The following is a 25983-nucleotide window of genomic DNA, read 5'->3' as shown; positions in this document are numbered from 1 at the left end:
GTGACGGGGGAGGCCGACGAGGTGCCGGGTCAGACCAGCTTCTGGCGCACCGCCGCCGTGTACACCGGGGGGGCGATGGCACTGCAGGCGTTCAACCTGCTGCTCGCCCCCGTCTTCACCCACGTGATGACCACCGAGGAGCTCGGACTCGCCGCCAACTATCTCTTCTGGGCCGCCCTGTTCGGCCTCGTCATCGGCCTCCAGCTGCACGGGAGCCTGAACAACGCCGTCACTGAGCACGGAGCAGGCAGCGCGATCGACTTCATCAGGTCAGTCCTCCCGCTGTACGCCGTCCCGACGGCCGTGCTCGTCGCCGTCCTGCTGGTGGCCCCCGGCTGGTGGGAGGCGCAGCTCGGCCTGCCCCGGCGCTGGCTCTTGATCGCAATCGCCAACGGGGTTCTGTACGCCATGATCAACATGGCCTCGGTGCACGCGGTGATCAGCGGTCGCCGAGGCCGCTACCCGGCCTTCACCTTCGTGTCGACACTCGGCGCCGCCGTACTCGCCTTGGTCCTGATGAAGTTCCTCGACGACGCGGCCCCGGCACGCATCCCGGGCTACGTCCCGGCCGGGGCGGTTGCGGTGATGATTGCCGCACCGTCGCCGCGACGATCCCTGGGGCACCCCGCAGTGGGCTCTGGCCGCGTTCGCGCTGCCCATCTCGTTGCCCCTTCTGGCCCACGAAATGCTGTATCACGTGACCAACAACGCCAACCGGGTCGTGATCTTGGCTGTGGACGGAGCTGGTGCCGCCGGGGTGTTCGCGTTTGCGGCGACCTTGGGCAGCGCGGCCGCGCTGACTGCCGCGGCCTTGAACGTGGCCTGGACGCCTTGGTACTTCGCGCACACCAAGAGCGGCAACGACGACGAAGTGCGGCGCGCAGCGTCGGACCTCGTCGGCTACTTCGCCCCGGCGATGGCGGTGGCCATCTTCGTGAGCCCGGATCTCCTGCGACTCGTGGCGGCGCGGCCCTATTGGGGTGGTGCATCGATTCTTCCGGTCTTCCTGGTGGTCGGGACCCTGACGCTGATCTTCAACCTTTGCGCCAACTTCGTCGTCTATAGGCGCCGCACCCGGCTTATTCTGGCGGTGTCGCTGTTGGCGTGTCTCGTCAATGTTTCGTTGAGCATCTGGTTTGCGCGGATCTGGGGCCTCGGAGGGCGTCGCGGCGGCCACCCTGATCGCGACCGCGATCCTTGCGTGTGGCGCCATCGTCGTCTCGTGGGCGATCGGCTGTCGCAACCTGCCGTTCGGTCGGATCCTCGCTGCCGTCGCCGGTGTCCCGGCTGCGCTGGCGGTGACAGAGTCGCTGATGGAACGTGGCAGTCTCCGCTGGCTGCTCGCGCTGGTGTTGCTCGTCGCGTGGCTGACAGGTGTCGTCCGCTCGATCGGTCGCTACCGCTCGCTTAGTTCGATGTGAATCGGTCGCCTACCCTTGAGTCGTTCGAGGGGAGGGCCATGTTGAGAGTACGGCGAGCGCGCGCAGCGACATGCGCGGGCCTGCTCCTGCTCGCGACCGCGTGTGGCGGAAAGTCGCCCGCCGACCCGTCCGAATCGTCGCCCTCGAGCTCGACCAGCACGCCCAGCACGACGACCGCGTCGCCCAGCGAGACGCCGCGTGTGGCCGACCCTGAGCACGCCGTCGACCCACCCGGGCCGCGAGCGGGCGCGCTGGTCTACGCCGACCTGATGATCAAGGGCAAGGACGCGCTCGACCCGGACGTGATCGAGCGGATCAACGCGCTGAAGACGGTCAAGCGTTCCCCGGTGCTCTCCCTCGGCAACGCGGGCGTCGAGAACACGGTGCTCAACATCGCGGCGGTCGACCCATCGACGTACCGAAACTTCACCGTCCGGGAGTCCGCGGAGCTGCAGGAGCAGTGGGACCGGGTCGCCGGGGGTGAGGTGACGCTGGAGAAGAAGCTGGCCAAGCAGCTCCGGGACAAGCAGGGCTACCTCAAGCTCGGCAACGACGATGACGCGCCGGAGGTGCACATCGGCGCCTACGCACCGCAGGTGCCGCAGATCGACGCGGTGGTCAACGAGAAGTGGGGCGAGGAGCTCGGCATCCCCACCGACAACGCGATGCTCGTCAACACCGGCATCCACTCGCCGCGGTTCGTGATGAAGGACCTGCAGAAGATCGTCGGCGACGACGCGGCGGTCTCCATCCTCGGGCCCAACCCGGATCCCGGCGCGCAGCAGATCGCCGTGCTGACGGGCGGCTCCGTCGCCGAGGCCGTCGGGACGTTCCGCTACACGGTGCTGGGCGGCGGCCGCATCGCGCCGGAGCAGTCGTGGGTGACGGCGAACATCCGCACCGAGCCGGTGCCGATCCCGGGCAACGTCACGTGCCACCGGGTGATCTTCCCGCAGCTGCGCGCGGCGCTGCTCGAGGTCCAGACGACGGGGCTCGCGGACGAGATCCATCCCGGGGAGTACGCCGGCTGCTACTACCCGCGCTACATCGCCAACACCCAGCAGCTCTCGCTGCACTCCTTCGGCATCGCGCTCGACCTCAACGTGCCCGGCAACCAGCGCGGCAGCTTCGGTGAGATGAATCGCGCGGTCGTGGCGATCTTCAAGAAGTGGGGCTTCGCACGGGGCGGTGACTGGGGCTACACCGACCCGATGCACTTCGAGATGAACGCGATCAAGGCACCCGCCTGAAAAATGTTTGGCGACCTTGTCGATTCCGTGTGCCGTCGTTCGGCACACAGGGTGAGAGCACCTTCCACGGTGACCACCACGACAGGGAGAACCGCCATGACCACCACCGCCAACGCCACCACCCCCGCCAACGCCACCACCAACACCACCGTCGCGTCACCCCGCAGAGACGGACACCGCGTCCGGGGCGCGCCTCACTGGCCTGCTTCGTACCGGCGGCGTCGCAGCCGTGCTGGCGGCCGTCGCGACTGAATCCTTCACCGCCGTTGTCCGGTTCGCCGGTGTCGATCTGGCCGTCGGTGACCCGGGCGGCCACGCCAGCTCCGTGGTGCCGGTCACCGCGGGTGCCTGCGCCATCTCGATCGCGTTCTGCATGGTTCTCGGGACTGCACTCGTCGCGGGTATCAAACGCTGGGCCACCAACCCGGCACGCGTCTGGTGGGCCGTGGCGAGCGTCCCGGTCCTTGCGTCGCTGATCGCCCCCGCTGACCGCCGCGGGAACCAGTGCGCCCACGAAGGCAACGCTGGTCGTGGCGCACCTCATCGCCGCCGCGGTCATCGTCCCCATGCTCGGCCGTCGACTGGCTGCCGGGCGCTGAAACGAAACGAGCACGACCATCCAGCACATCCCGGGCATCCTCGCCCACCAACCAAGGAGCACATCATGGGTTACATCAAGTCCAGCCTCTTCATCTCGCTCGACGGCGTCATCGAGTCGCCCTGAGACATGGCACTTCCCCTACTTCAACGACGAGATGGGCGCGGTTGTCGGTGAGCAGATGAGCAACAACGACGCCACGCTGCTCGGTCGCCAGACCTACGACGAGTTCGCTGCGTACTGGCCGAGCGCCGACCCCGAGGACCCGATCACCGAGATGATGAACGGCTCGCGCAAGTACGTCGTCTCCACCACCCTCGCCGACGCCACCGGGAGAACTCCTCGGTCGTCAGCGGTGACGTCGCCTCCGAGCTGAAGGCCCTCAAGCAGGACACCAGACTCGGTACGACCGGCAGCGCCACCCCTCGTGCAGTGGATGCTCGCTCAGGGTCTGGTCGACGAGCTGCACCTGCTCGTCCACCCGATCGTGGTCGGCCACGGCAAGAAGCTCTTCGCCGACGGCGAGACGGTGCCGCTGGAGCTGGTCTCGTCCGAGGCGTTCAGCACCGGCGTGCTGCACCTCGTCTACAAGGCCGCCGGCGCGTGAACGGCGCGCAAGCCCGTCGTACGACAGCATTGACCCCAACCGACACGAATCGAGGAGACAAGACGTGCGCTACATGGTGATGCACTACCAGACCCGGGACATGGAGGACGGCGTCCCGCCGTCGCCGGAGACGCAGGCCGCGATCGGCCAGTACATGCAGGAGTCGGCCATGTCCGGCGTGCTCCTCACCGGTGAGGGCGTCCATTCCAGCAAGCAGGGCGCTCGGGTCGAGGTGGCCGACGGCAACGTCCGGGTCATCGACGGTCCGTTCGCCGAGGCCAAGGAGCTGATCGCCGGCTTCGCGATCCTCGAGGTCGACTCGCTCGCCGAGGCTGTCGAGCACGCGCGCAAGTTCGCGCTCGTCGTCGGGTCGGAGCGCGTCGACGTACGCCGCGTCGTCGAGTTCGACGACCTCGCGTAGCCACCCCGGGCCGAACTCGACCGCCACAGCAGCCATGAACGAGACCTCGCTCGATCAGACCGTGGCCACGCTGTGGCGTGTCGAGTCCCCGCGGGTGACGGCCCGCCTCGCGCGCCTCGTCGGTGACCTCGACACCGCAGAGGAGCTTGCGCAGGACACCTTCGTCGCCGCCCTCGAGAGGTGGCGCACCGACGGCATCCCGAACAACCCGGCCGCCCGGCTCCACACGACCGCCCGCTACCTCGCCATCGACCGGATCCGGCGCCGCGACAACCAGCGCAACAAGTACCACCGGGTCGCCGCGGAGACCCCGCAGACCCCGGAGCACGACATCGACGAGATCGTCGACGGAGACCCGGCCGACGACCTGCTCGGCCTGATCTTCATGTCCTGCCACCCGCTGCTCTCCCCGGACGCCCGCTCCGCGCTCACCCTGAAGCTCGTCTGCGGCCTCGCCACCGAGGACGTCGCCCGGGCGTTCCTGACGGCGGAGGCGACGATCGCGCAGCGGATCGTCCGGGCCAAGAGGACCTTGGCCGCCGCGGAGGTCCGGTTCGAGCTGCCCGGCCCGGAGGCGCGCCCGGCCCGCCTCGGCGCCGTACGCGAAGTGATCTACCTCGTCTTCAACGAGGGCTACACCGCCACCAGCGGTGAGCACTGGATCCGTTCGGAGCTGTGTGCCGAGGCACTGCGCCTTGGGCGGATGCTCGCCAGTCTGACCCCTGACGACCCCGAGACGCTCGGCTTGCTCCGCACTGCTCGAGATCCGGGCCCCCCGTCTCCGCGCGCACCGGTCCCGACGGTTTGCCGGTGCTGCTCCTCGACCAGGACCGCACCCGGTGGGACCAGCTGTTGATCACCCGCGGGCTGGCGCTCGTGGATCGCATCCAACGGCTGGGAGGCTCGGCCGGTCCCTACGCCCTGCAGGCGGCCATCGCCGCCTGCCACGCCCGCGCCCGCATCCCCGCCGACACCGACTGGCCGCGCATCGCCGCCCTCTACGACGGGTTGGCCCAGATCAGTCCGTCACCCGTGGTGGAGCTCAACCGCGGTGTCGCGACCGCGCAGGCATTCGGGCCCGAAGCGGGCCCGGACATCGTCCGCCCGCTCTTCGACCTGCCGAGCATGAGCGGCTACCACCTGCTGCCGGCCGTGGCCGGCGACCTGCTGTGCCGGCTCGGTGACCACGACGAGGCCGGGAGCCACTTCCTCCGGGCGGCAGCACTCACCCGAAACGACGTCGAGCGGTCCACGATGCAGAGGCGCGCCGCCGAGTGTGTGGGACATGGTGCCTGACTACTCCTCCTCATCGTCGCGCAGCGGGTGCGCCAGCTCGTCGGCCGGCAGCTTCGCCCACACCGTTGCCACGACCACGACGACGACCGGCACGATGCCGGCGATGTAGAAGGTGTTGCGCAGCCCGATCGCGTCGGCCACCGGTCCGGCCAGCGCCATCGAGATCGGCATCAGCGAGATACTGACGAAGAAGTCGAGGCTCGCGACGCGACCGAGCAGCTCGGGCGGCACCCGGCGCTGCAGCAGCGTCCCCCAGATCACCATCGGCGCCGAGAAGAGTGCCCCCATGACGGCCGCGGCACCGATCACCATCCAGACGCTGTCGGCGACCGCGATCACGAGGAACGGCAGGCAGCCGAGACCCCATCCGAGGTTCATCAACGTGAGGTAGCGCCGCGGCATCCGCACGGACGCCATCACCAGCGAACCGAGCGCGCCGCCGATGCCGAAGGCCGCCGGGACATAGGAGTGGTCGTCGGGGCCGCCGCCCAGCTTGTCCTTGATCAGGAACGGGATCAGCACCTCGAGCGGACCCATCATCACCGGGATCATCAGCGACGCGAACAGCAGCGTGGCCAGCAGCCACGGGGTGCGCATCATGTAGCCGAAGCCCTCGCGCATGTCGGCGAAGGCCGAGCGGACCGGGTGCCGGGCGTGCGCCTCGTCGAGGGTACGGCGAATGGGGGTCTGCGGAACCCGGGCGAGCACCACCAGCGCGACCGCGCCGGAGACCGCGGCAACGATGAACGCCGCGCCGGGCGAGTGGGCGCCGACGACGGCACCGGCCACGGCCGGTCCGATCGCCTGTCCGATCGTCGGGCGCACCATCCCCTCGAAGCCGTTGACCGCCTGCAGGTCGGACTCGGGGATCAGCGCCGGCAGCCAAGCGGAGTAGGCGGGGTAGTAGAACGCCATGCCCATGCCGGACACAAACGTGGCGCACGCCGGGATCCACACGCTGTTGAGATCGGCCGAGGACAGGAAGGCGATCATCGCCATCGCCACCAGCTCGACCAGCGCGACGGTGAGCAGGATCAGCTTCTGCGGCACCCGGTCGGCCACGACCCCGGCCAGCAGTGCGGGGATCAGCACTCCGACGGCGCTGGCGGTCATGACGGTCGAGAGCTGACCCGGGCCGCCGCCGAGGCGGATGACCTCCCAGACCAGCGCCACGATCCAGACGCCGCTCGCGAACGCGCTTGCGGCGAGGGCGAGCGCCAGCCAGCGGTAGGCCGGCGTGCGGAAGGGCGTCAGGGCCCCGGGCGCGCGGCGACCGACCGGCTGGTCGCCCACGGTGTCGCGCACCGGGTCGATGATCGGATCCCCCATGCCGTCCAGTGTGGCGGTCGGCACCGACATCGGGCCATCGGATTGCGTGGTCACGTCGTCAGGGTGCTGGTTCACGTGGACTTGAGGTCAAGAGAGCCACGGGCGGCAGTAGCCTCGGCACCATGCGCGCCGTACAAGTCGAGACGACCACCGGACCTGCCGACCTCAAGGTCAACGACGTCCCCGAGCCGACGCCCGGCGCCGACGACGTGCTCGTCGAGGTGCACAGCGTGGGCGTCTCCTTCCCCGACCTCCTGCTGAGCCGTGGCGAGTACCAGATGAAGCCGGAGCCGCCGTTCAACCTCGGCGTCGACTTCGCCGGCGTGGTGCGCGACCCGGGCAGCAGCGCCTTCACGGTCGGGCAGCGTGTGGCCGGCGTCGCCGGCTGGGGCAACGCAGCCGAGGTTGTCGCCTCACCGAAGATCTGGACGTTCCCGCTCCCGGACGCGCTCTCCTTCGACGAGGGCGCGGCGCTGCCGATGAACTACCTCACCGCGCAGTTCGCGCTCAAGGACCGGGGCGGCATCCGCGAGGGCGACACCGTCCTCGTGCACGGCGCCGCCGGGGGCGTGGGGACCGCCACGATCCGGGTCGCCAAGGGGTACGGCGCCCGCACCATCGCCGTCGTCAGCTCACCCCGAGAAGGCGCAGGTCGCGCTGGCCGCCGGGGCAGACGACGTGGTTTCGACAGGCTCAACCGACGAGCGGGCCGGGTTCCGCGACAAGGTCAAGGAGCTCACCGGCGGCCGCGGCGTCGACATCGTGCTCGACGTCGTCGGCGGCGACCTCTTCACCGACTCGCTGCGCTGCCTCGCCGAGCAGGGTCGCCTGCTCGTCGTCGGCTTCGCCGCCGGCCGGTGGCATCCCCGAGGTCAAGGTCAACCGACTGCTGCTCAACAACATCGACGTACGCGGCGTGGGCTGGGGCGCCTACGCGATGACGCGCCGGGACTTCATGCAGCAGCAGTGGCGCGAGCTCCTGCCGATGATCGAGACCGGCGTGATCAAGCCGTCCATCGGTGCGACGTACCCGATGGACGGCTTCGGTCAGGCGCTGGTCGACATGGACAACCGCTTGACCCTCGGCAAGTCGATCGTGCGCGTCAGGGGCTGATCAGCGCTTGATCCTCAGGGTCGTCCTGACGGTGTAGTAGCTCGTCTTCTTCACCTTGGCCGTGATCGTCCTCGGCCGGTTGGAGGCGGGGAACCGGATGCTGCACTTCCCGGAGCCGGCCGTGATGCAGCGCTTGCCGGCGGCGCGCACCTTCGCGCCCCGCGACCGCACCGTCGACGTCGGTCACCTTGAAGACGACGCGCTGGTCACGACCGACCCGCCAGCGACGGGGCGAGGCCTTGACGGTCAGCTGCGCGAGCGCGGACATCGCGTGGATCCGGCTCGGCTCGGCCACCTCGTTGCCGGTCAGGAGCAACTCGGCCCGGAGTGCGCCGGCGCTGCTCACCTCGATCCCGAAGGTGCTGTAGAGCTCGTCGAGGACGACCGGACGGCGATCGACGTTCCAGCCGCGGGCGGCCACCCGCGAGACGCGCGGGGTGTAGCCGATCGGCCCCTGCGCGGCCACCCACAGGTGACCGTCCGGCAGCACGGCGAGCGCGACGTTGTTGGGGCCGTCCATGCCCGGCACCGCGTGCGTGGCGTTCGCCCCGATGTCCCAGAGCACGACCTTGCCGTTGATCGCGTACGCCGCCACGGGACCCACGCCCGGACGGTCGACGAGCGCCATCGGCTGGCCCGGGTTGGTGTAGGTGCCGGGGGCCTGCAGCGGGCCACCGAGCGTGGGCCACACCTGACGGGCGAAGATGCCGTTGGCCCGCGTGCTCTGGTAGACGACGTAGACGCCGCCGCCGGAGGTGACCAGCGAGGCGCCCATGGCGTCGTGGTCGGTGAACTCCTGCACGGTGGCCGTCTCCACGGAAGCCTCGGGGACGAGGCCGACGTTCCAGTGGAAGCCTCCGGTGTCGCCATACCCGGTGATCGGACGCCCGGTGCCGTCGGGGACGTAGGCCATCGTCACGCCGCCGTCGCTGATGCTCTTCGTGAGCACCTCGCGCGGCACTGCCCACGTCGCGCCGCCGTCGCCGGAGACCGCGGTGTAGACGCCCTTGTAGGTGAAGAAGTTGGCGGTGTTGCCGTCGAGCGAACCGCGGAAGGCGAGACGGAGGCTGCCGTCGGCGTTGACCCCGAGGTCGACCGGCGTGCTGAGCTGGCCCCAGTTGCTGGCCGGGATCCGGTGCACGGGCCCCTGGACGCCGCTCGGCGAGATCGCCGTGTGCTCGTAGTTGTGGGTGCGGTCCGCGTTGTCCACGACCCACACGACGTGCTGGGTGCCGTCCGCCGTACGAGCGACCGCGGCCTGCGCGAAGTTGGGCCCGGCACTGGCCGTCAGCGGCGTCCGGGCACTCGGCGTGACCCGTGCGTCAGCCGTGCTCGCCGTGCTCACCGCGGGCGCGTGGCCCGCCGGGACGAGTGGTGCGAGCGCGAGCGCGCTCAGGACACGACGGACGAGCATGGCGGTCTCCCCTCGAACGTCCCGCGGGCGGGGCGATCACTCCGACTGTGCCGAGGATCGGTGTCGCAGGCAACGAACGGTCTAGACAACAGGGTGTCGAGGCGCCCCGCGGTCGCACACTGGCACGGTGACCACTGGAGACCTGAAGGCCCTCACGCCCACGAGCTTCCGGCGCGGCAACCTGCCGGCCGACGCGGCCGCCGACCCGGCCGCCCGGGTGATGGTGCTCGACATGCAGGAGCTGATGCCCGGCATCCAGCGGTTGCGCGACTGGACGCTCGCCGCGCTCGCGCCACAGCCCGGGGAGACCGCCGTGGACCTCGGGTGCGGGACCGGCGCGGAGGTACGGCGACTAGCGGCGCTCGTGGGTCCTGCCGGTCGTGCCGTAGGGATCGAGCCGCATGCGGGCCTCCGCACGCAGGCGGAGGCGCGGGCGCTGGCCGAGGGGTCGACGGCGGTCTTCGTCGAGGGCGACGCCCCGGCCCTTCCGTTCGAGGACGGCACGGTCGACGTGATCCGCTCCGAGCGCGTCTTCCAGCACCTCGACGACCCGGCGGCGGCAGCCCGCGAGATCGCCCGGGTGCTGGCGCCGGGCGGCCGGGTCGCGCTGGTCGACAGCGACTGGGGTTCGATGGTGCAGTCGATGGGTGAACCCGACGTGGTGCGCCGCCTGATGGATGCGTCGTTCCGTCGCTGGACCAACCCGTTCGCCGGCCGCTCGCTGCGGTGGCTGCTGCGCCGGGCCGGGTTGGTGGTCGATGCGGAGGTCGGAGCCGACGCGGCGGTGCTGCCCGAGGAGCAGCTCCGCGTCCCGGTGCTGCTGCGCAACAGCATCGAACATGCACTGGCGGACGGCGCCATCACGGTGGAGGAGGGCGACCGGCTCGAGCGGGACAACATCGCCGGTGCGGAGCGGGGCGAGGCGTTCGTCGCGGTCATGATGTTCTCGGTCATCGGGCGGAGCGTTGACCCGGCCGGTTAGGGTCGCTCCGTGAGCATCCCTGGATGACGCCCGCCCGGGCATGAACCCTGACATTCGTCCGCAGGACGACCTCTTCGGCCACGTCAACGGACGGTGGCTCGACGAGACCGAGATCCCCAGCGACCGGTCCAGCTGGGGGCCGTTCGTGCAGCTGGCCGATGTCGCCGAGGGGCAGGTCCGCGACATCATCACCTCGATCGCCGAGACGCCCGCCGAGGAGCTGGACGAGGAGGGCCGCAAGATCGGCGACCTCTTCGCCTCCTTCATGGACGAGGCGACGATCGACAAGCTCGGCACCCGCCCGATCCAGCCGCTGCTGGCGGCCGTCGACGGCCTGCGCGACGTCCGCGACCCGGCCGCGTTCCCGGGCGAGTTCCGAGCGGGTCGGCGGCGCCGGGCTCTTCGGGTCCTACGTCGACACCGACGACCGCAACTCCGATCGCTACCTCTTCCACATCACCCGGGGCGGCCTCGGCCTGCCCGACGAGAGCTACTACCGCGACGACAAGTTCGCGGAGGTGCGGGAGAAGTACGTCGCCTACCTGACCCGGCTCCTCGAGCTCGGCCAGATCCCCGACGCGGCCGCCAAGGCGCAGACCGTGCTCGACATCGACACCAAGCTCGCGGCCGGGCACTGGGAGCGCGCGGAGACCCGCGACGTCCAGAAGACCTACAACCTGACCACGCTCGAGGAGCTCAAGGCGCTGGCGCCCTCCTTCGACTGGGACGCCTACGTCACCAACCTCGGCGGCAACGACCAGACCATCGCGGAGTCCTGCGTCCGCCAGCCGTCCTACCTCGCGCACCTGTCCACCGTCCCGGACGAGGTGCCCATCGAGGACTGGAAGTCGTGGCTGCTCTCGCACGTGCTGCGCAGCGCTTCGGCATACCTCCCGAACGACTTCGTGGAGACCAACTTCGACTTCTACGGCCGCACCCTCAACGGCACCCCCGAGCTGCGCGAGCGCTGGAAGCGTGGCGTCTCGCTGGTCGAGGGCGCGCTCGGCGAGGCCGTCGGGCGTGAATACGTCTCGCGGCACTTCCCGCCGGAGTCCAAGGCGATGATGGACGAGCTGGTCGACAACCTGCTCAAGGCCTACCGCATCTCCATCGAGGCGCTCGACTGGATGGGCGAGGAGACGAAGCAGAAGGCCTACGAGAAGCTCGACACCTTCCGCCCGAAGATCGGCTACCCGGAGAAGTTCCACGACTACTCCAACCCGGTCGTCACGCCGGGCGACCTGATGGGCAACATCGTCGCTGCGTCGGCCTTCGAGACCGACCGTGAGCTCAACAAGATCGGCTCGCCCGTCGACCGCGACGAGTGGTTCATGCTGCCGCAGACCGTCAACGCCTACTACAACCCGGGCACCAACGAGATCTGCTTCCCCGCCGGCATCCTGCAGAAGCCGTTCTTCAGCCCCGACGCGACCGCGGCCGAGAACTACGGCGGCATCGGCTCGGTCATCGGCCACGAGATCGGCCACGGCTTCGACGACCGGGGCGCGCAGTACGACGGCGCCGGCAACCTCAACGACTGGTGGACCGCCGACGACAAGGCCGCCTTCGAGGTCAAGACCAAGGCCCTGATCGAGCAGTACGACGGCTTCGAGCCGCGCAACCTGCCGGGCGAGAAGGTCAACGGCGAGCTGACCGTCGGCGAGAACATCGGCGACCCGGGTGGCCTGACCATTGGCCACAAGGCGTTCGTGATCGCGTCAGGTGGGACCGCCCCGGCTGATGAACGGCAGGCGCTGTTCATGAACTGGGCCTACGTCTGGCGCACCAAGCGTCGCAAGGAGCAGGACCTGCAGTTCCTGACCATCGACCCGCACTCGCCGCCGGAGTTCCGCGCCAACATCGTGCGCAACCTCGACGAGTTCCACGAGGCGTTCGAGACCTCGGCCGAGGATGAGCTGTGGATCGAGCCCGCGGAGCTGTGCGCATCTGGTGAATCGCTGATCCTCTGCAGCTACCGAACAGTCAGGGGCTCCATCTTGTTGGGGACCCCCTGACTGTTCGGTAGCTCGGTGTCTTTTCGGGCCTGTGGATGACGCGACGCACGATCGGCGGGATCGCGGCAGGCTTGCCGCATGTCCCGGGCACAAGTGGGATCCCGTGGCGCCGTACACGCGTGTCGTGCACCCCGTGCGCGTGGGCGACGACCTGACGCCTGACGTGGCTCGGGGTCCGCGATATCGGCGTACGGGTTCCGGGCTCTTCGTCCCTGTTGCGGTCGACAACGCTGTGGCGCAGCAGCGGATCGTCGAGGAGGCGGCCCGGCTGCCACCCTTCGGAGCGGTCACGGGCTGGGCATCCTGCCTGCTCCACGGTGCGGCTCGGCTCGACGGGCTCGCGCCCGACGGTCGAACCCGGCTCCCCGTCGCACTTGCAGTCGGTCCGAGGGGCGGTGTCCGCAAGACCTCGGGGATCGTCGTGTCGTTCGAGCGGCTGCCGGAGTGGGAGGTGTGTCAGCGCTGTGCGATCCGGGTCGCGCGACCCGAGCGCGCGGTGTTCGACGAGATGCGCCGTCATGACCGATCCGAGGCACTGGTCGTGCTGGAGTCCGCGCTCGCCGGGCGCATCACCTCGCTGCAGCGGTTTGCGGCGTACGCCGAAGCGCACCGCTCGGCCCGGAGGTTCGACGTCGTCGCGTGGGCCCTGCCGCGTGCACGCGGTGGGGCGCGGTCACCGCTGGAGGTGCGGGTGCGCACGATCGCCGAGGAGCACGCCGGCTACGGCCGACTGCTGGTCAACCGCGTCGTCGAGACGCTCGAGGGTGTGCGCATCGGCGAGGTCGATCTCATCGACGAGGAGTCGGGCACCACGATCGAGGTGGACGGTGCGGATCACCGCAACGCCGATCGCCGGGCGTGGGACATCACCAAGGAGGAGGCCTTGCGTCGGGTCGGGCTGGAGACGGCCCGGGTGACCGGCAGCCAGTCGCTGAACCCGGCAACCCCCGGTCGAGCGACTGGTCGCCGTACGCGCTCGATCGCTCTTCGTGCCACCTGCGGACCGTCTCTGGCGGCTCAGGCCCGGGGACGACGACAACGAGCACCTGCTCCGGGAGCGTGAGGCGGAAGCTCTGTGGCGTGAGGAGTTCTCGGCCTGACCTACCGAACAGTCAGGGGGTCCCCAGCGCTGGGGACCCCCTGACTGTTCGGTAGCTCCGAGGCGGACTGCTTGGATGGCCCGGTGCTCAAGCCGGGACATGACCAGTCCACCCACACCGTCCGCATGGAGTGGGGGCCGACGGGCGCGACGGCGGTGACCGCCGACATCGCCGTCGTGATCGACGTCCTCTCGTTCACCACGACGGTGGGCATCGCGGTGGAGCGTGGCATCCCCGTCCTGCCCTTCGCCCGGAAGGACGAGCGCGCCGCGTCGTACGCCGAAGCGCGGGCCGCGGTCCCGGCGGTCGGCCGCTTCGAGGCGCGGAGCCCGGACGCCGGTCGCGCGCGGGATCAGCCTGTCGCCGGCCGCGATGGCGAGCGCCGACCTGTCCGGGGTGGCGCGGATCGTGCTGCCCTCGCCCAACGGCTCGACGATCTCCTCCGCCCCGGCCGACTCCGGAGCCCGGGTGATCGCGGCCAGCCTGCGCAACGCGTCCGCGGTGGCCGAGCACCTGTCGTCGGCCATCCGGGACGGCGCGACGTGCGCCGTCATCCCCGCCGGGGAGCGGTGGCCCGACGGGACGCTTCGGCCCTGCGTCGAGGACCTGTGGGGTGCGGGTGCCGTGATCGCCGGACTCGTCGACCGCGGGGTGACCGGCCTCGGTCCCGAGGCGCGCGTCGCTGAAAGGGCGTTCCGCGCCGTACGCCCCGAGATCGCGAGCGAGCTCGCGGCCTGTGCCGGGGGAGTCGAGCTCGCTGCCGCGGGCTTCGCCGACGACGTCGAGGTCGCCGGTCAGCTCGACGTCAGTGGCGCGGTGCCGGTGCTGCAGGGCGAGGCATTTGTCGGGCAACGAGCCTAGGATCGGAGTCATGACGCGCACCGAGCTCGCGATCGACGGCGGAATCCCGGTGGGTCATGACGGCTCCCCGGCCTCGACCCGCGCGGTCGGCTGGGCGGCGAAGCACGCTGCTCGGCTCGGTGTCCCCCTCCACGTGCTGCGGGCCCGGAGCCTGACCAACGCACCTCGTCCGGCGAGCATGGAGCCCGGCTACGTCCCGCCACCGGAGGACTTCGAGGCCGCCGTCCCGGCGCAGCTGACCCGGGACATCGCGGACATGAACCTGCCCCCCGGCGTGCGACCTGCGGCTGCACGCCGTACACGGTCAGTCGTCGGCAGCCCTGCTCGACGCCGCCGCAGGTGCCGAGATCGTGGTGGTCGGCCGGCGTGGTGCCGGTGGCTTCCGGGGCCTGTTGTCCGGGTCCACCGCCGACCGGGTGGTGCGCTACGCGCCGTGCCCGGTCGTGGTGGTGCCCGTCGAACGCGACTGACGTCCTCAGCGCAGGTTGCCCGCGAGGTGGTCCTGTCGGCGCCGCCTGTTAGACATGGGCCCATGACGACTCCGGGGACGACCACCGACATCCGGACGGCCGCCCGCGCGGAGGCCGAGGCACACCTGCGCGCCCCGGTCGGCCGCGACGACGCAGTCCTCCGCGACGACCAGTGGTCGGCCATCGAGGCGCTTGCCGTCGACGCTCGCAGGGCGCTCGTCGTCCAGCGCACCGGGTGGGGAAGTCCGCGGTCTACTTCGTGGCCACCCTCCTGCTGCGCAAGCACGGCGCCGGTCCGACCGTGATCGTCTCCCCGCTGCTCGCCCTGATGCGCAACCAGATCGCGGCCGCGGAGCGGGCCGGGATCAGGGCCGTCACGATCAACTCCACCAACATCGAGCAGTGGCAGCCGATCAACGACGCGATCAACGCCGGCGAGGTCGACGTGCTCCTCGTGTCTCCCGAGCGGCTCAACAACCCCGGCTTCCGTGACGAGGTGATGCCGCGGCTGGCGGCGACCTGCGGCCTGCTCGTGGTGGACGAGGCGCACTGCATCTCCGACTGGGGCCATGACTTCCGCCCCGACTACCGCCGCATCCGCACCCTGCTCGACACGCTCCCCGACGGCATCCCGGTGCTCGCGACGACGGCGACCGCCAACGAGCGCGTCACCAACGACGTCGCCGAGCAGCTGGGCCGCGACGTCCTCGTGCTGCGCGGATCTCTCGACCGCGAGTCCCTGCGCCTCGGTGTGGTCAGGCTGAAGACCGCCGAGATGCGGCTGGCGTGGCTGGCCGACCATCTCTCCGAACAGCCCGGGTCGGGGATCATCTACTGCCTCACGGTTGCCGCGACCCGGGAGGTCGCGGCCTATCTGCGCGACCGCGGGCACGAGGTGGCGGCCTATTCCGGGCAGACCGACACCACCGAGCGGCAGGCGCTCGAGAGCGCACTGGTCGAGGGTCGCGTCAAGGCCCTCGTGGCGACTTCTGCGCTCGGTATGGGGTTCGACGCCGCGCTCGGGTTCGTCATCAACCTCGGCGCACCGCAGTCGCCGGTGGCCTACTACCAACAGGTCGGCCGTGCCGGCCGCGGCACCGATGACGCGACCGTCGTGCTGCTGCCCCAGATCGAGGATCGCGACATCTGGGCCTACTTCGCCTCACTGGCCTTCCCACCCGAGCAGCTCGTGCGGCAGACCCCGGCCGTGCTGGGCGATGCTCCGGGCTCGATGAGCACGGTCGCGCTGGAGACGTACGTCGAGCTGAGCCGCAACAGGCTCGAGACCCTGCTCAAGGTGCTCGATGTCGACGGCGCCGTACGCCGCGTCCGGGGCGGGTGGATCGCCACCGGCGAGCCGTGGTCCTACGACGCCGAGCGCTACGCCCGGGTGGCAGAGGCGCGGCAACGCGAGCAGGACGCGATGCTGACCTACCTCGACACCACCGAGTGCCGGATGCGCTTCCTGCGATCACAGCTCGACGACCCCGAGGCGGCCGACTGTGGCCGGTGCGACAACTGCGGCGGACTCACCCTCTCGGCCGCGGTCTCCGACGCCGCCGTCGCGGAGGCGGGCGAGGCACTGTCGCGACCGGGGGTCGCGATCGAGCCCGCGCAAGCTCTGGCCGACCGCGCTGGCCAACCTGGGCCTCGAGCTCAAGGGCAAGATCTCCGAGGGCCCTGCCGAGGGGCGCGCCATCGCGCGACTGACCGACTTGGGCCACGGACAAGCGTTGCGGGCGCTCTTCCGGGCCGGCGTGCCCGACGGTCCGGTGCCGCCGTCTTTGGCGGCCGCGCTGCTGACGGTGATGAAGGACTGGTCCGGTGACTGGTCCCGCGATGGTGTGGGGCGGCCCGTCGCCATCGTCGGCATCGAGTCGGCGACCCGCCCGCAGCTCGTGGGCGACCTCGCCACGGGACTGTCGCGGGTGATGCAGATCCCGATCGTCGGCAGGTTCGCGATCGTGGACGGGTCGATCGCTCCCGGCCGGGGTGCGGCCAACTCGGCGCAGCGGGTCGCCGCGATCAAGAAGCGCTACGCCTTGGCGGCCGACGTCCCCGCCGGCCCGGTCCTGCTCGTCGACGACCTCGTCGTCAGCGGCTGGACGATGACGGTCGCCGGTGCCGCGCTCCGACAGGCCGGCGCGACCGCCGTACTGCCTCTCGCGCTCGGCACCCAGACCTGAGCCACCGCGCGGGTGCGGACCAGCACCCGCGATCGCCTGCCGTGGTGGCGGCACATCGCACCGATTCGCGTCCACAGTCGTCAGGTGCCGCCACCTTCGAGTCGGAGCTCAGGGTGGCGGCACATCGCGGGCGAGTGACTCCTGAAGCTGCAAGGGGCCGCCACCGGGTCGGCGCCTGCAGGACGTCGGCGCCTGCGGGGACCGCGCCAACGCAAGACGTCCGACGAGGTGGCTGCCCGGGCAACCGCATCGTCGGACGTTCTGCCGGGTTTGTGACTATCGAGCGTCGGTCAGTGGCCCATCATCGCGGCGGGGTCGATCGGGGCAACCTTCTTGCGAGGAAGGAACGCCGCCGGGATCAGGCAGCACGCGACGAGGATCGTGGCGACGATGAAGACCGTCGCGAACGAGTCGGCCATGTCGCCGGGCACTGGGCCAGCACGTCACCGAGCTGGGAGTTGGTGAGCCCGAACTTCTCGAGCACCGACGCCAGCGCGGTCTGGTCGGCACCGGCCTCCTTGACGGCACCGGCGACGGCGACGGAGTCCTTGCCCTTGAGCTCGTTGGTGAGGATCACCGAGAAGAGCGCGGTGCCCATGGACGCCGCGACCTGCTGGGTGATGTTGAGCAGCGTCGAGCCACGAGCCACGTTGTGGGCCGTGAGCGTCGTGAGCGCAGCCGTCATGATCGGCATCATCGTGCCGCCCATGCCGAGGCCCATGATGAAGAGCGCACCGAGCATGTAGGCGTAGGACGTGTCCGCGCCGATCTGGGTGAACATCGCCATACCGGCCGTGATGACGGCGATGCCGACCAGCACGATCTTGCCGGGGCCGATCTTGTCAGCCGGGATCCCGGCGATCGGCATGGTGATCATCGCGCCGATGCCCTGCGGGGCCAGCAGCAGGCCGGCGCCGAGGGCGTCCTCGCCGCGGACCTGGATGAAGTAGAGCGGGAACAGCAGCGACGCACCGAAGAAGGCGAGCGCGAAGAGCATCATCGCGATCACTGCGACGGTCATGTTCTTGTTGGCGAACAGGCGCAGCTCGACGAGCGGGTGGAGGTTGCGCTTGGACAGCGCCCACGGGACGAACGCGACGATCAGCAGGATGCCGAGGACCATCGGGATCATGACCTCGCGAGCCATCGCGGTGCCGTGCTCGGGGATCGAGCTGACGCCGTACAGGAAGGCGGCGAGACCCGGGGAGAGCAGCACCATGCCGAGCCAGTCGAAGGTCTCCGACGGCTCGACGTCGTCCTTCGGCAGCACGATCCGGGCGTAGACGGCCGCGGCGATGCCGATCGGCAGGTTGATCAGGAAGATCCAGTGCCACGAGACGGCGTCGATCAGGGCGCCGCCCATGATCGGGCCGAAGATCGGGCCGAGCAGCATCGGGATGCCGAGGACGGCCATCACACGACCGATGCGCTCGGGGCCCGCGGCGCGTCAGGATCGTCATGCCGAGCGGCATCAGCATGCCGCCGCCGAGGCCCTGCAGGACCCGGAAGAGCACCAGCATCTCCAGCGACGTGGCCGTGGCGCAGAGCACCGAACCGGCCGTGAAGAGGAAGACCGCGAGGAGGTAGAGCCGCTTCGTGCCGAAGCGGTCGGCCGCCCAGCCCGTGAGCGGGATGACGCTCGCGAGGGCCGGGGTGTAGCCGGTCATCGTCCACGCGACGGCGGCCGCGGTGGCGTTGAACTCTTCCTGGAAGGTGTTCAGCGCGACGGAGACGACGGTGATGTCGAGGATGGACATGATGGCGCCGAGGACGACGACGCCCGCGACCATCAAGACGCTCTTGTCGAGCTTGTCGCTGTTGTCGGCCGGGGTGTGGCCGGGCTGAGCCTCGGATGTCTGTAGTCACCCGGCAAGGCTATTGATTGATTCGGACAACTACCCAATCAATATTGCGGTGCCCTTGATCACGCGGATCCGGGGAACAAGGCGTGTCAGCGGAGCAGGGACTCGATCTGTCCGGTGATCTGGGCGTCGTCGGGCTCGATGCCGGGGTTGAAGCGGGCGACGACCGCACCGTCGGCGCCGATCAGGAACTTCTCGAAGTTCCACTGCACGTCACCGGTCTCACCCTTCTCGTTGGCCGTCTCGACGAGCTCGGCATAGATCTCGTGCCGACCCTCGCCGTTGACCTCGACCTTCTCCGACATCGGGAAGCTCACGCCGTAGGTCGCCGAGCAGAACTCCGCGATCTCCGCAGCTCTGCCCGGCTCCTGCCCGCCGAACTGGTTGCACGGGAGCCCGACGACGGTGAAGCCGCGATCGGCGTACGTCGCCTGCAGCTGCTCGAGGGTGGAGTACTGCGGCGTCAGGCCGCACTTGCTCGCGACGTTGACCAGCAGGGCGGGCTGGCCGCCGGTGAGGTCGCGCAGGGTGCCGGGAGTGCCGTCGAGGCGGGCCGGGGGGGCGTCGAGGATGCTCATGGACGCGAGATTAGCCGCCCGTTCCCGGCAGCGGGAACTCGCTGTCGGTGCCGCCCGTTAGCCTCCTTCGTGCCCGCTCGGGCACGGGGATGTGGAGGTAGTGCGTGAGCTTTGTTCCGGTGACCGGCCCCGCGACCTTCCGCGCGGGCGAACCACCCCGGGACGGGCACGTCGAGTTCACCGACCAGCGTCGCACCGTGGCGCTGCCTATCCGGGGTGCGCTGCCCCTGCTGACCAAGGCGCACGCCCGTGACGACCTGCACCCGAGCGTGGCCCTGCTCAGTGGTGCCGCCCTGCTGGGCATGCGCCCGGTGGCGGCCGGCAAGTTCGGCCCCGACCCCAGCGGGTTGTCGTGGCAGGTCGCCGCCCTCGAGCGCGCCGACGAGGACCGGATCACCCAGCTGGCCGCGGCTCGCGCGCACGACGGGCTCGACGCCGCGAGTGCCGAGGGCATCGTCCGCGCGGTGCTCGACGCGGTCGCCGACGCGATGCCCCGGTCCGCGCCGATCGCGACCCGGCGGCCGCCGATCGCTAGCGGTCAGGCCTCCTCCCGAAAGCCCGCCGTCGACCCCGACTTCACCCGCCGCCTCCGGGGAGCGCGTCGCGCGCCCGGGCCCGGTCGGGCGACGACCGACCTCAGCTCGTCTCGATCGCCCTGCGGATCGAGGCCGACGAGGAGGAGCTGGTGGCCGGCGCCGTACGCGTCGTGCTCCGGGTCCACGCCTCCGAGAACGCCGCCCACGTGTGCGACGCAGCCGTGCTGTGGACCGAGTCGGGACCCGATGCCAGCCACGGCTTCGGCGACCGCGCGCGCACGCATGCCAGCATCGCGTTGCGGGCGGCGGCCGACGCCCGGCCGGTGCTCGAGCGCCTCCTCGAGCTGCGGGTCCCCGACGAGCTGACCCTCGACACCGACGAGCTCGTCAGCCTGCTCGACTCCGGTGTCGCGGCCCTCAAGGAGGCGGAGGTCGACGTGCTCTGGCCGCGCCACCTCGATCGCGACCTGACCGCGAAGGTCGAGCTCACGGAGACGCGCAAGGGGCCCAAGCGCGAGGAGGCGCTGCAGACCGGCCTCTTCGGGCCGGAGGCGCTGTTCGGGTTCCAGTGGCAGCTCGCCCTGCACGGGGATGCGCTATCCGAGGAGGAGATGGACCAGCTCGCCGGGGCCGCATCGCCGATCATCAAGATCCACGACAACTGGACCATCGTCGACCCGGCGATGCTCAAGCGCGCCAAGCGTCGAATGATCCGCACGGTCCAGCCAGCCGCCGCGCTGGCGGCCACGCTGACCAACGTCGTCCGGGTTGAGGAGGTCGAGCACGAGGCGATCGTCGGCGCCTCACTGCTCAAGGTCCGTGACCGGCTCCGGGCCACCGGCACTCGGGAACCCGTGCCGGTGCCCTCCCGGGCTGGCCGCGACCCTGCGCGACTACCAGCGCCGGGGCCTGACGTGGCTGGCCGAGCTCACCGACCTCGGGCTGGGCGCGTGCCCGGCCGACGACATGGGGCTGGGCAAGACCGTGCAGGTGATCGCGCTGCACCTGCACCGTGGCAACGGGCCGACGCTGGTGGTCTGTCCGGCGTCGCTCCTCGGCAACTGGGAGGCGGAGATCCGCAAGTTCGCGCCGGGCGTCGCCGTCCGTCGCTTCCACGGGTCGGCGCGGTCGCTGTTCGGCGTCACGGAGGGCTTCGTGCTCACGACGTACGGCACGATGCGCCGCGACGCAGCCGCGCTGGCCGAGGTCCGGTGGGACACGGTGGTCGCCGACGAGGCGCAGCACGTGAAGAACGCCCAGTCGTCGACGTCGCGTGCGCTGCGGACGATCCCGAGCGCGGCCCGGGTCGCGCTCACCGGCACGCCCGTGGAGAACAACCTGACCGAGCTGTGGGCCATCCTCGACTGGGCGATCCCCGGACTGCTCGGCAGTCGCAACGCCTTCCGCAAGGTGTGGGCGGCGCCGATCGAGGCCGGCGTGGACCCGGCGGTCACGCGGCGGTTCGCCGACCTGATCGGCCCGTTCCTGCTGCGCCGGCGCAAGTCCGACCCCGGCATCGCACCCGAGCTGCCGCCCAAGACCGAGACCGACCACTGGCTCGGGCTGACCCCTGAGCAGGTCGTGCTCTACGAGACCTATGTCCGCGACTGCATGCGCCGCATCGAGGAGGCGGACGAGGAGACGCGCCGTGGGTTGGTGCTCAAGCTGCTGACCGGTCTCAAGCAGATCTGCAACCACCCCGCGCAGTTCCTGAAGCAGACCAACCCCAAGCTGGGCGGACGCTCGGAGAAGCTCGAGCTGCTCGACGAGCTGATCGGCACCGTGCTCGCCGAGGACGGTGCGGTGCTCCCTCTTCACGCAGTACGTCGCCATGGCGCGCCTGCTCGAGCAGCACCTCACCAAGGCCGGGATCGCACACCAGTTCCTGCACGGCGGCACGCCGGTCGCCGAGCGCGAACGCATGGTCCGCGCTTCCCGGGAGGGCGCGACCCCGGTGTTCCTGCTGTCGCTCAAGGCCGGTGGCACCGGGCTCAACCTGACCCGTGCCGACCACGTGATCCACGTCGACCGCTGGTGGAACCCCGCCGTCGAGGACCGGGCCACCGACCGGGCCTATCGGATCGGCCAGACCAAGCCGGTGCAGGTGCACCGCTTCATCACCCGGGGGCACGATCGAGGAGAAGATCGCCGAGCTGCTGGCACGCAAGAAGTCGCTGGCCGACTCCGTGCTGTCAGCCGGCGAGACGGCGCTGACCGAGCTCAGCAACGACGACCTGCGTGACCTCGTCACGCTGCGGCAGGCCGAGTGATGTCCGGCGTCACGCACCCGCGGTTCGCGCCCGGTCGCGCCCGGACCGGCGGCACGTGGTGGAGCAAGGCCTTCCTGCGCGCGGTCGAGGAGGCCGCGTTCTCCTCCGCCGAGCTCAAGCGTGGTCGCGCGCACGCGCGTGGTGGCGACGTCGGTGCGATCACCATCGAGAGTGGCTCCTTCGTGGCCGCCGTGTTCGACCGGGACGACGCCTTCACGGTCACCGGGAGCGTGCCGGTGCTCGCGGAGGCCGACCAGTCCGTCCTGGTCGAGCTCATCGCCGCGGAGGCGGGGCGCATCGGCGCCCTGATGTCGGGCGAGCTCCCGCACCCGTTCGTCGAGGCGGTCGAGGAGGCCGGGGTCGAGCTCCTGCCCTACGGCGGTGAGCTGGGCTCGGCCTGCACGTGCGACGCCCTGGCTGGATCCCTGCCCGCACGCGCTGGCCGCCCTCACCCAGCTCGGGTGGCTGATCCAGCGCGATCCGTTCGTGCTCTTCCAGCTGCGCGGGCTGCCGCGAGACGAGGTGCTGGCGCGGCTGCACGCACTCAACCTCGCCGGCGCCGGTCGTGATCGGAGCGACAGTGACGGCCGGGTCGACGACGGTGGTGAGGGCGGTGTCGACGACCTCGCGATCGCCGAGGAGGCCGCCCTGCGCGCGGCGCGGGACCCGGCCCTGCTGCTGGGCGACGGGGGCTCGTGACGGGCGCTGCGCGCCCCCTCGACCGCCGGCTGCTTCAGCCCCTCTTCGGCTCCGTGGTCGCGACCGGGCGTGCGCCGAGCTCCTCGTCGAGGCGCAGCAGGCCGGGGCCGTCGTCCTTGATCATGGTCACGCGCCCGACGATCTCCTTGACGGCGGCCTCTTCCTCGACCTGCTCCTCGAGGAACCAGTTGAGCAGCGGGCGGGAGTCGAGGTCGCCCTCGGACTCGGCGGTGCGGTAGAGCTCGCGGATCGACTCCGAGACTCTCTCCTCGTGCGCCAGCGCGGCCCGGAAGGCGTCGAGCACCGACGACACCTTGACCTTGGGGGCCGTGGTGGCGCCGATGACCGGGTGGTTGTCACGAGCGGCGACGTGGTCGATGAACTTGTTGGCGTGCACGATCTCCTCGTCCGCCCGGTGCCGCAGCCACGTGGCCATGCCGGGCAGGTCCATCAGCTCGAGCTCGATGGCGAGCTGGCGATAGGTCAAGGAGGCCCGGAACTCCGGGGGTGATCTGAGCGTTGAACGCCTTCTCGAGTTTCTCGCTGAGCTTCATGCCTTCGAGCCTATCGGGTCGCGGTCGGGTGGCAGTAGCGCACCGAGCGCCATCCCCCGCAGCAGATCGTGCATCTGGCTGTCCGGGATCAAGCCGCTGTGCGGTGTCGAGTTGAGCAACCCGAAGGCGGCGTGCGCCATCGCCCGGGCACGATCCGTGCGCAGCCCGCGGTGCACCCGCCGGAGCTGGTCGGCCCACACGTCGACGTACTCACGCTGCAGGCTGCGCACCCGCTCGCGTGCCGTCTCCGGCAGCGACGACCAGTCGCGGTCCTGGACGACGATGAGCGCGCGGTGCATGAGCGCGAACTCGATGTGCCACTCGACCAGCGCCTCGACGGCCGATCGCGCGTCCGACGCGGCCTGCACGCGCGACGTCCCTTCCGCGAGCAACCGTTCGCTGATGGACACCAGCATCTCGGCGAGCACCGCATCCTTGCTCGGGAAGTGCTTGTAGAGCGCGGGCCCGGAGATGCCGCACGCCGCCCCGAGCTCGGCGACCGAGACGCCGTGGAAGCCGCGGTGCGCGAACAGGTCGGCGGCGATGTCGAGGATCTGCTCGCGCCGGCTGGTCATGCCCAGAGGTTAGCGCTCGTTAACTCGGCTTCCGCTGCAGCGTCGACGGCAGCACGCACACGCCGTCGATGCCCGGGACGTGGTTGAGCCGGCCGAAGGCGAGCCACGAGCCCGGGCACATGCTCAGCTCGACGATCTCGGCATCGCCGTACGCCGCATGCATCCGCTCCCAGAAATCGTCGTCGAGACCGTGGTGGGCCAGCGCGTAGCGCTCCGGCATACTCGGCCGCCAACCGGGTGCGCTCGTCGAACGCGTCGGTGGTCCGCCACTCGGTGACCGCGTCGGCGAAGGAGTCCTCGACGGTCTCGCCGTCGCGGTCCGTGCGCCAGTCGAGGCAGAAGACACAACCGTTGACCTGCGCCATCCGGAGCCGGGCCGCCTCGAACTCGCGCAGGCCGAGCGTCGTGTGGGCGTAGACGGCGAGCGAGAAGCCGGACGCGGCCGCACCGATCTCGGGCACCATCTCGCCCCAGACGAAGCCGATCGGGTCCTTGTCCTCGGGCAGGTCGATGCGCAGCACGTCAGGCTCCCAAGCGTCCGGTCGCGGGCCGCAACGGGACGTCGAAGGCGTCGTAGACGCCGGGCTCGGCTGCGACCAGCCAGTCGAGCGCGTTGACGAGACGCCCGACCGCGGTGGCGTTGCCACCGGCCGAGGCGTTGCCGTCCTCGTCGGTGGCCTCCATCGTCAGCTCGATGCGCGGCCGACCCTCGATCACGACGCGGTGCCCGCCGATGCCGTTGGGCGCCTGTGGCCAGTCGGGGGCGGCGCTCGGGTGGATGCGGGTGACGTGCTCGATCACGATCCGCGGCTCGCCGGCGACGATCCCCCGGACCTCGAAGCGCACCGCGCCCCGGGTGCCGCCCTCGAAGTCGCCCATCGCCTTCGTGGTGACGGTCTCGTCGAGCGCGCGGCGGTCGAGCGTCTCGCGGATCTCGTCGAGCTCGACGCCGAGGGCGCGGGCGAGCATCCGGACCTCGGCCGCCCCAGATCATCGTGGGGATCGTGGCCGCAGTCATGATCGGCTCGTAGTCCATCGGCTGCCCCATGCCGACGAGGTAGCGCACCGAGTCCTCGGCGTCGTACGTCGAGTAGTCGAAGATCTCCCGGCAGCGGACCACGTCGATGGCTGTCGCGACTCCCGTGACCAGCGCCGGCAGGATGTCGTTGCCCCAACCCGGGTCGACACCGTTGACGAACAGCCGGCCGCCGCCCTCGGAGATCGCGGTGTTGAGCGGCTCGAGCAGCTCGGCCGGCGCGTTGCGCGGGTCGTAGAGGGCGTAGAGCGAGGTGGTGACCACCGCGCAGCCGGCGGAGAGCAGGGGCAGCAGCTCGGCGGAGGCCTCCCGGTCGCGCCCGTCGCCGGTCACGGCGTAGAAGACCGCCCGGGGCCGGGTCGCGAGGACGGCGTCGAGGTCGTCGGTCGCGGCCAGTCCGATCGGGGACCCGAGCTGGGCGACGTCGCCGGCATCGCGGCCGACCTTCTCCGGGTCGCGCACCACCACGGCGGTGAGCTCGAGACCTGGATGAGCGTGTACGGCGCGGATCGCGGCGCGGCCGACATTGCCGATGCCCCAGACGACGGTGGAGATCATGGCGCGCTCCTCGGGTGCGACGGAAACTAGAACACGTTATACCGCCGGGCGAAGGAGCGCGATGCTCGAACAGGACTTCGCCTTGATGGCGGTGGGCCGGACCCCCGGCGCGGCCCACCGCATTTTCCCCAATGACGCATCCGCACGTCTGTCGGAAGTCTGGGCCAACCGCCCGCCCTCGGTCAGTGGTGCCAGCACCACACTTGGAAAACGCTGCCCGAACAGTGGTGCTTGCTCTACCGACCGGAGCC

Annotated in this window: 26 protein-coding genes and 11 pseudogenes; 28 read left to right on the top strand and 9 right to left on the bottom strand. The window is 70.5% G+C overall.

What is annotated here, in order from left to right; translation table 11 throughout:
* The 10 genes from LP418_RS11045 to LP418_RS11000 all read left to right on the top strand — a co-directional run bounded on the left by LP418_RS11045 (position 1) and on the right by LP418_RS11000 (position 5593).
* Positions 1–1065, top strand: a complete 1065-nt coding sequence (locus LP418_RS11045; RefSeq protein ID WP_257956302.1) for a hypothetical protein — start codon at positions 1–3, stop codon at positions 1063–1065.
* A gap of 71 nt (positions 1066–1136) precedes the next feature.
* Entirely contained in the window at positions 1137–1421 is a 285-nt protein-coding gene (locus tag LP418_RS11040) for a hypothetical protein (protein ID WP_257956301.1), read from the top strand.
* A gap of 200 nt (positions 1422–1621) precedes the next feature.
* On the top strand, positions 1622–2671 hold the full coding sequence (locus LP418_RS11035) for a M15 family metallopeptidase (RefSeq protein WP_257956300.1): 1050 nt from the start codon (positions 1622–1624) through the stop codon (positions 2669–2671).
* A gap of 96 nt (positions 2672–2767) precedes the next feature.
* The gene (locus LP418_RS11030; RefSeq protein WP_257956299.1) at positions 2768–2923 is read left to right on the top strand and encodes a hypothetical protein; all 156 of its coding nucleotides are present in this window, start codon (positions 2768–2770) and stop codon (positions 2921–2923) included.
* Complete coding sequence (locus tag LP418_RS11025) at positions 2901–3395, top strand: DUF6069 family protein (RefSeq protein WP_257956298.1); 495 nt, start codon at positions 2901–2903, stop codon at positions 3393–3395. Before LP418_RS11030 ends, LP418_RS11025 begins: the two co-directional genes overlap by 23 nt.
* A gap of 31 nt (positions 3396–3426) precedes the next feature.
* Positions 3427–3645 (top strand): hypothetical protein, encoded by a 219-nt coding sequence (locus LP418_RS11020; protein ID WP_257956297.1) that lies wholly within the window; start codon positions 3427–3429, stop codon positions 3643–3645.
* A 60-nt stretch (positions 3646–3705) separates the two neighbouring features.
* Positions 3706–3876, top strand: a complete 171-nt coding sequence (locus tag LP418_RS11015) for a dihydrofolate reductase family protein (protein ID WP_257956296.1) — start codon at positions 3706–3708, stop codon at positions 3874–3876.
* A gap of 73 nt (positions 3877–3949) precedes the next feature.
* Complete coding sequence (locus tag LP418_RS11010) at positions 3950–4297, top strand: YciI family protein (protein WP_257956995.1); 348 nt, start codon at positions 3950–3952, stop codon at positions 4295–4297.
* A 34-nt stretch (positions 4298–4331) separates the two neighbouring features.
* On the top strand, positions 4332–5153 hold the full coding sequence (locus LP418_RS11005) for an RNA polymerase sigma factor (protein ID WP_257956295.1): 822 nt from the start codon (positions 4332–4334) through the stop codon (positions 5151–5153).
* Positions 5108–5593, top strand: a complete 486-nt coding sequence (locus LP418_RS11000; protein ID WP_257956294.1) for a hypothetical protein — start codon at positions 5108–5110, stop codon at positions 5591–5593. Before LP418_RS11005 ends, LP418_RS11000 begins: the two co-directional genes overlap by 46 nt.
* Here the strand turns inward: LP418_RS11000 and LP418_RS10995 are convergent, their stop codons facing one another.
* Entirely contained in the window at positions 5594–6976 is a 1383-nt protein-coding gene (locus LP418_RS10995) for an MFS transporter (protein WP_257956293.1), read from the bottom strand.
* Between the two features lie 68 nt (positions 6977–7044).
* Between LP418_RS10995 and LP418_RS10990 the strand changes: the two are divergent.
* The 3 genes and pseudogenes from LP418_RS10990 to LP418_RS10980 form a co-directional block, all read left to right on the top strand.
* Positions 7045–7308: pseudogene (locus LP418_RS10990) on the top strand (alcohol dehydrogenase catalytic domain-containing protein); the annotation flags it as partial.
* Positions 7309–7600: 292 nt separating this feature from the next.
* Positions 7601–7732, top strand: a pseudogene (locus LP418_RS10985) (hypothetical protein); the annotation flags it as partial.
* 127 nt (positions 7733–7859) lie between these two features.
* Positions 7860–8036 carry a zinc-binding dehydrogenase gene (locus tag LP418_RS10980; RefSeq protein WP_257957325.1) on the top strand — a complete coding sequence of 59 codons (177 nt, stop codon included), beginning with the start codon at positions 7860–7862 and terminating at the stop codon, positions 8034–8036.
* Here LP418_RS10980 and LP418_RS10975 read toward each other — a convergent pair.
* Positions 8026–9450 carry a hypothetical protein gene (locus LP418_RS10975; RefSeq protein ID WP_257956292.1) on the bottom strand — a complete coding sequence of 475 codons (1425 nt, stop codon included), beginning with the start codon at positions 9448–9450 and terminating at the stop codon, positions 8026–8028. The two genes, LP418_RS10980 and LP418_RS10975, sit on opposite strands and share 11 nt — an antisense overlap.
* A 127-nt stretch (positions 9451–9577) precedes the next feature.
* Here LP418_RS10975 and LP418_RS10970 point away from each other — a divergent pair, with 127 nt between their 5' ends.
* The 9 genes and pseudogenes from LP418_RS10970 (at position 9578) to LP418_RS10945 (ending at position 17064) form a co-directional block, all read left to right on the top strand.
* Positions 9578–10432: a methyltransferase domain-containing protein gene (locus LP418_RS10970; protein WP_257956291.1), complete on the top strand. Its 855-nt coding sequence runs from the start codon at positions 9578–9580 to the stop codon at positions 10430–10432.
* Between the two features lie 40 nt (positions 10433–10472).
* Positions 10473–10715, top strand: a pseudogene (locus LP418_RS29840) (peptidase M13); the annotation flags it as partial.
* Between the two features lie 154 nt (positions 10716–10869).
* Positions 10870–11568, top strand: a pseudogene (locus tag LP418_RS30750) (peptidase M13); the annotation flags it as partial.
* Positions 11560–12447, top strand: coding sequence for a M13-type metalloendopeptidase (locus LP418_RS30745; protein WP_336276059.1), 888 nt, complete (start codon positions 11560–11562; stop codon positions 12445–12447). The pseudogene LP418_RS30750 and the gene LP418_RS30745, both read left to right, overlap by 9 nt.
* Before the next feature lie 103 nt (positions 12448–12550).
* Complete coding sequence (locus LP418_RS10960; protein ID WP_257956290.1) at positions 12551–13510, top strand: hypothetical protein; 960 nt, start codon at positions 12551–12553, stop codon at positions 13508–13510.
* Between the two features lie 409 nt (positions 13511–13919).
* Positions 13920–14408 (top strand): 2-phosphosulfolactate phosphatase, encoded by a 489-nt coding sequence (locus tag LP418_RS10955; protein WP_257956289.1) that lies wholly within the window; start codon positions 13920–13922, stop codon positions 14406–14408.
* Positions 14409–14418: 10 nt separating this feature from the next.
* Positions 14419–14568 (top strand): annotated as a pseudogene (locus LP418_RS33130) (universal stress protein); the annotation flags it as partial.
* 121 nt (positions 14569–14689) lie between these two features.
* Positions 14690–14878 (top strand): universal stress protein, encoded by a 189-nt coding sequence (locus tag LP418_RS10950; protein WP_336276058.1) that lies wholly within the window; start codon positions 14690–14692, stop codon positions 14876–14878.
* A 62-nt stretch (positions 14879–14940) separates the two neighbouring features.
* Positions 14941–17064, top strand: a pseudogene (locus tag LP418_RS10945) (RecQ family ATP-dependent DNA helicase).
* Between the two features lie 358 nt (positions 17065–17422).
* Here LP418_RS10945 and LP418_RS10940 read toward each other — a convergent pair.
* Both LP418_RS10940 and LP418_RS10935 read right to left on the bottom strand, forming a co-directional pair.
* A pseudogene (locus LP418_RS10940) lies at positions 17423–18785 on the bottom strand (DHA2 family efflux MFS transporter permease subunit).
* Positions 18786–19015: 230 nt separating this feature from the next.
* Positions 19016–19504 (bottom strand): glutathione peroxidase, encoded by a 489-nt coding sequence (locus tag LP418_RS10935; protein ID WP_257956288.1) that lies wholly within the window; start codon positions 19502–19504, stop codon positions 19016–19018.
* A gap of 104 nt (positions 19505–19608) precedes the next feature.
* Between LP418_RS10935 and LP418_RS10930 the strand changes: the two genes are divergently transcribed.
* Together LP418_RS10930 and LP418_RS10925 are read left to right on the top strand one after the other, a co-directional pair.
* Positions 19609–20406 (top strand): hypothetical protein, encoded by a 798-nt coding sequence (locus LP418_RS10930; RefSeq protein WP_257956287.1) that lies wholly within the window; start codon positions 19609–19611, stop codon positions 20404–20406.
* Positions 20364–20729, top strand: a pseudogene (locus tag LP418_RS10925) (SNF2 helicase-associated domain-containing protein); the annotation flags it as partial. The gene LP418_RS10930 and the pseudogene LP418_RS10925, both read left to right, overlap by 43 nt.
* On the opposite strand, the gene LP418_RS10920 reads toward LP418_RS10925, so the two are convergent.
* On the bottom strand, positions 20637–20825 hold the full coding sequence (locus LP418_RS10920) for a hypothetical protein (protein ID WP_257957324.1): 189 nt from the start codon (positions 20823–20825) through the stop codon (positions 20637–20639). The pseudogene LP418_RS10925 and the gene LP418_RS10920 overlap by 93 nt on opposite strands.
* 34 nt (positions 20826–20859) lie before the next feature.
* Between LP418_RS10920 and LP418_RS10915 the strand changes: the two are divergent.
* The 4 genes and pseudogenes from LP418_RS10915 to LP418_RS10900 all read left to right on the top strand — a co-directional run.
* Positions 20860–21684: pseudogene (locus LP418_RS10915) on the top strand (DEAD/DEAH box helicase); the annotation flags it as partial.
* 187 nt (positions 21685–21871) lie between these two features.
* Positions 21872–22282: a helicase-related protein gene (locus tag LP418_RS10910; protein WP_257956993.1), complete on the top strand. Its 411-nt coding sequence runs from the start codon at positions 21872–21874 to the stop codon at positions 22280–22282.
* Between the two features lie 27 nt (positions 22283–22309).
* Positions 22310–22879: a hypothetical protein gene (locus LP418_RS10905; RefSeq protein WP_257956286.1), complete on the top strand. Its 570-nt coding sequence runs from the start codon at positions 22310–22312 to the stop codon at positions 22877–22879.
* Positions 22833–23009: a hypothetical protein gene (locus LP418_RS10900; protein ID WP_257956285.1), complete on the top strand. Its 177-nt coding sequence runs from the start codon at positions 22833–22835 to the stop codon at positions 23007–23009. Before LP418_RS10905 ends, LP418_RS10900 begins: the two co-directional genes overlap by 47 nt.
* Positions 23010–23043: 34 nt before the next feature.
* Here LP418_RS10900 and LP418_RS10895 read toward each other — a convergent pair.
* From LP418_RS10895 to LP418_RS33120, 4 genes and pseudogenes are all read right to left on the bottom strand, one after another.
* Positions 23044–23563 (bottom strand): annotated as a pseudogene (locus LP418_RS10895) (ferritin).
* A complete protein-coding gene (locus LP418_RS10890) occupies positions 23560–24138 on the bottom strand; it encodes an SACE_7040 family transcriptional regulator (RefSeq protein ID WP_257956284.1) in 579 nt (192 codons plus the stop codon). The pseudogene LP418_RS10895 and the gene LP418_RS10890 overlap by 4 nt, the downstream one beginning before the upstream one ends.
* Positions 24139–24660: 522 nt before the next feature.
* On the bottom strand, positions 24661–25107 hold the full coding sequence (locus LP418_RS33125) for a hypothetical protein (RefSeq protein WP_442940256.1): 447 nt from the start codon (positions 25105–25107) through the stop codon (positions 24661–24663).
* Between the two features lie 484 nt (positions 25108–25591).
* Positions 25592–25732: pseudogene (locus tag LP418_RS33120) on the bottom strand (dihydrodipicolinate reductase); the annotation flags it as partial.
* Between the last annotated feature and the right edge of the window lie 251 nt (positions 25733–25983).

The sequence above is a fragment of the Nocardioides sp. B-3 genome (genome assembly GCF_024703895.1).
Classification (GTDB): domain Bacteria; phylum Actinomycetota; class Actinomycetes; order Propionibacteriales; family Nocardioidaceae; genus Nocardioides.
The sequence above is the reverse complement of the archived record's forward strand: the minus strand, read 5'-3'. Positions and strand labels throughout refer to the sequence as shown.

Bases quoted from the DNA above. Each gene is read 5' to 3' on its own strand.
- LP418_RS11030 (WP_257956299.1), top strand. From the start codon at position 2,768: ATGACCACCACCGCCAACGCCACCACCCCCGCCAACGCCACCACCAAC.
- LP418_RS11020 (WP_257956297.1), top strand. From the start codon at position 3,427: ATGGGCGCGGTTGTCGGTGAGCAGATGAGCAACAACGACGCCACGCTG.
- LP418_RS11015 (WP_257956296.1), top strand. From the start codon at position 3,706: ATGCTCGCTCAGGGTCTGGTCGACGAGCTGCACCTGCTCGTCCACCCG.
- LP418_RS11010 (WP_257956995.1), top strand. From the start codon at position 3,950: ATGGTGATGCACTACCAGACCCGGGACATGGAGGACGGCGTCCCGCCG.
- LP418_RS11005 (WP_257956295.1), top strand. From the start codon at position 4,332: ATGAACGAGACCTCGCTCGATCAGACCGTGGCCACGCTGTGGCGTGTC.
- LP418_RS10980 (WP_257957325.1), top strand. From the start codon at position 7,860: ATGACGCGCCGGGACTTCATGCAGCAGCAGTGGCGCGAGCTCCTGCCG.
- LP418_RS10975 (WP_257956292.1), bottom strand. From the start codon at position 9,450: ATGCTCGTCCGTCGTGTCCTGAGCGCGCTCGCGCTCGCACCACTCGTC.
- LP418_RS30745 (WP_336276059.1), top strand. From the start codon at position 11,560: ATGGGCGAGGAGACGAAGCAGAAGGCCTACGAGAAGCTCGACACCTTC.
- LP418_RS10955 (WP_257956289.1), top strand. From the start codon at position 13,920: ATGGCGAGCGCCGACCTGTCCGGGGTGGCGCGGATCGTGCTGCCCTCG.
- LP418_RS10935 (WP_257956288.1), bottom strand. From the start codon at position 19,504: ATGAGCATCCTCGACGCCCCCCCGGCCCGCCTCGACGGCACTCCCGGC.
- LP418_RS10910 (WP_257956993.1), top strand. From the start codon at position 21,872: ATGGCGCGCCTGCTCGAGCAGCACCTCACCAAGGCCGGGATCGCACAC.
- LP418_RS10905 (WP_257956286.1), top strand. From the start codon at position 22,310: ATGTCCGGCGTCACGCACCCGCGGTTCGCGCCCGGTCGCGCCCGGACC.
- LP418_RS10890 (WP_257956284.1), bottom strand. From the start codon at position 24,138: ATGACCAGCCGGCGCGAGCAGATCCTCGACATCGCCGCCGACCTGTTC.
- LP418_RS33125 (WP_442940256.1), bottom strand. From the start codon at position 25,107: ATGCTCGCCCGCGCCCTCGGCGTCGAGCTCGACGAGATCCGCGAGACG.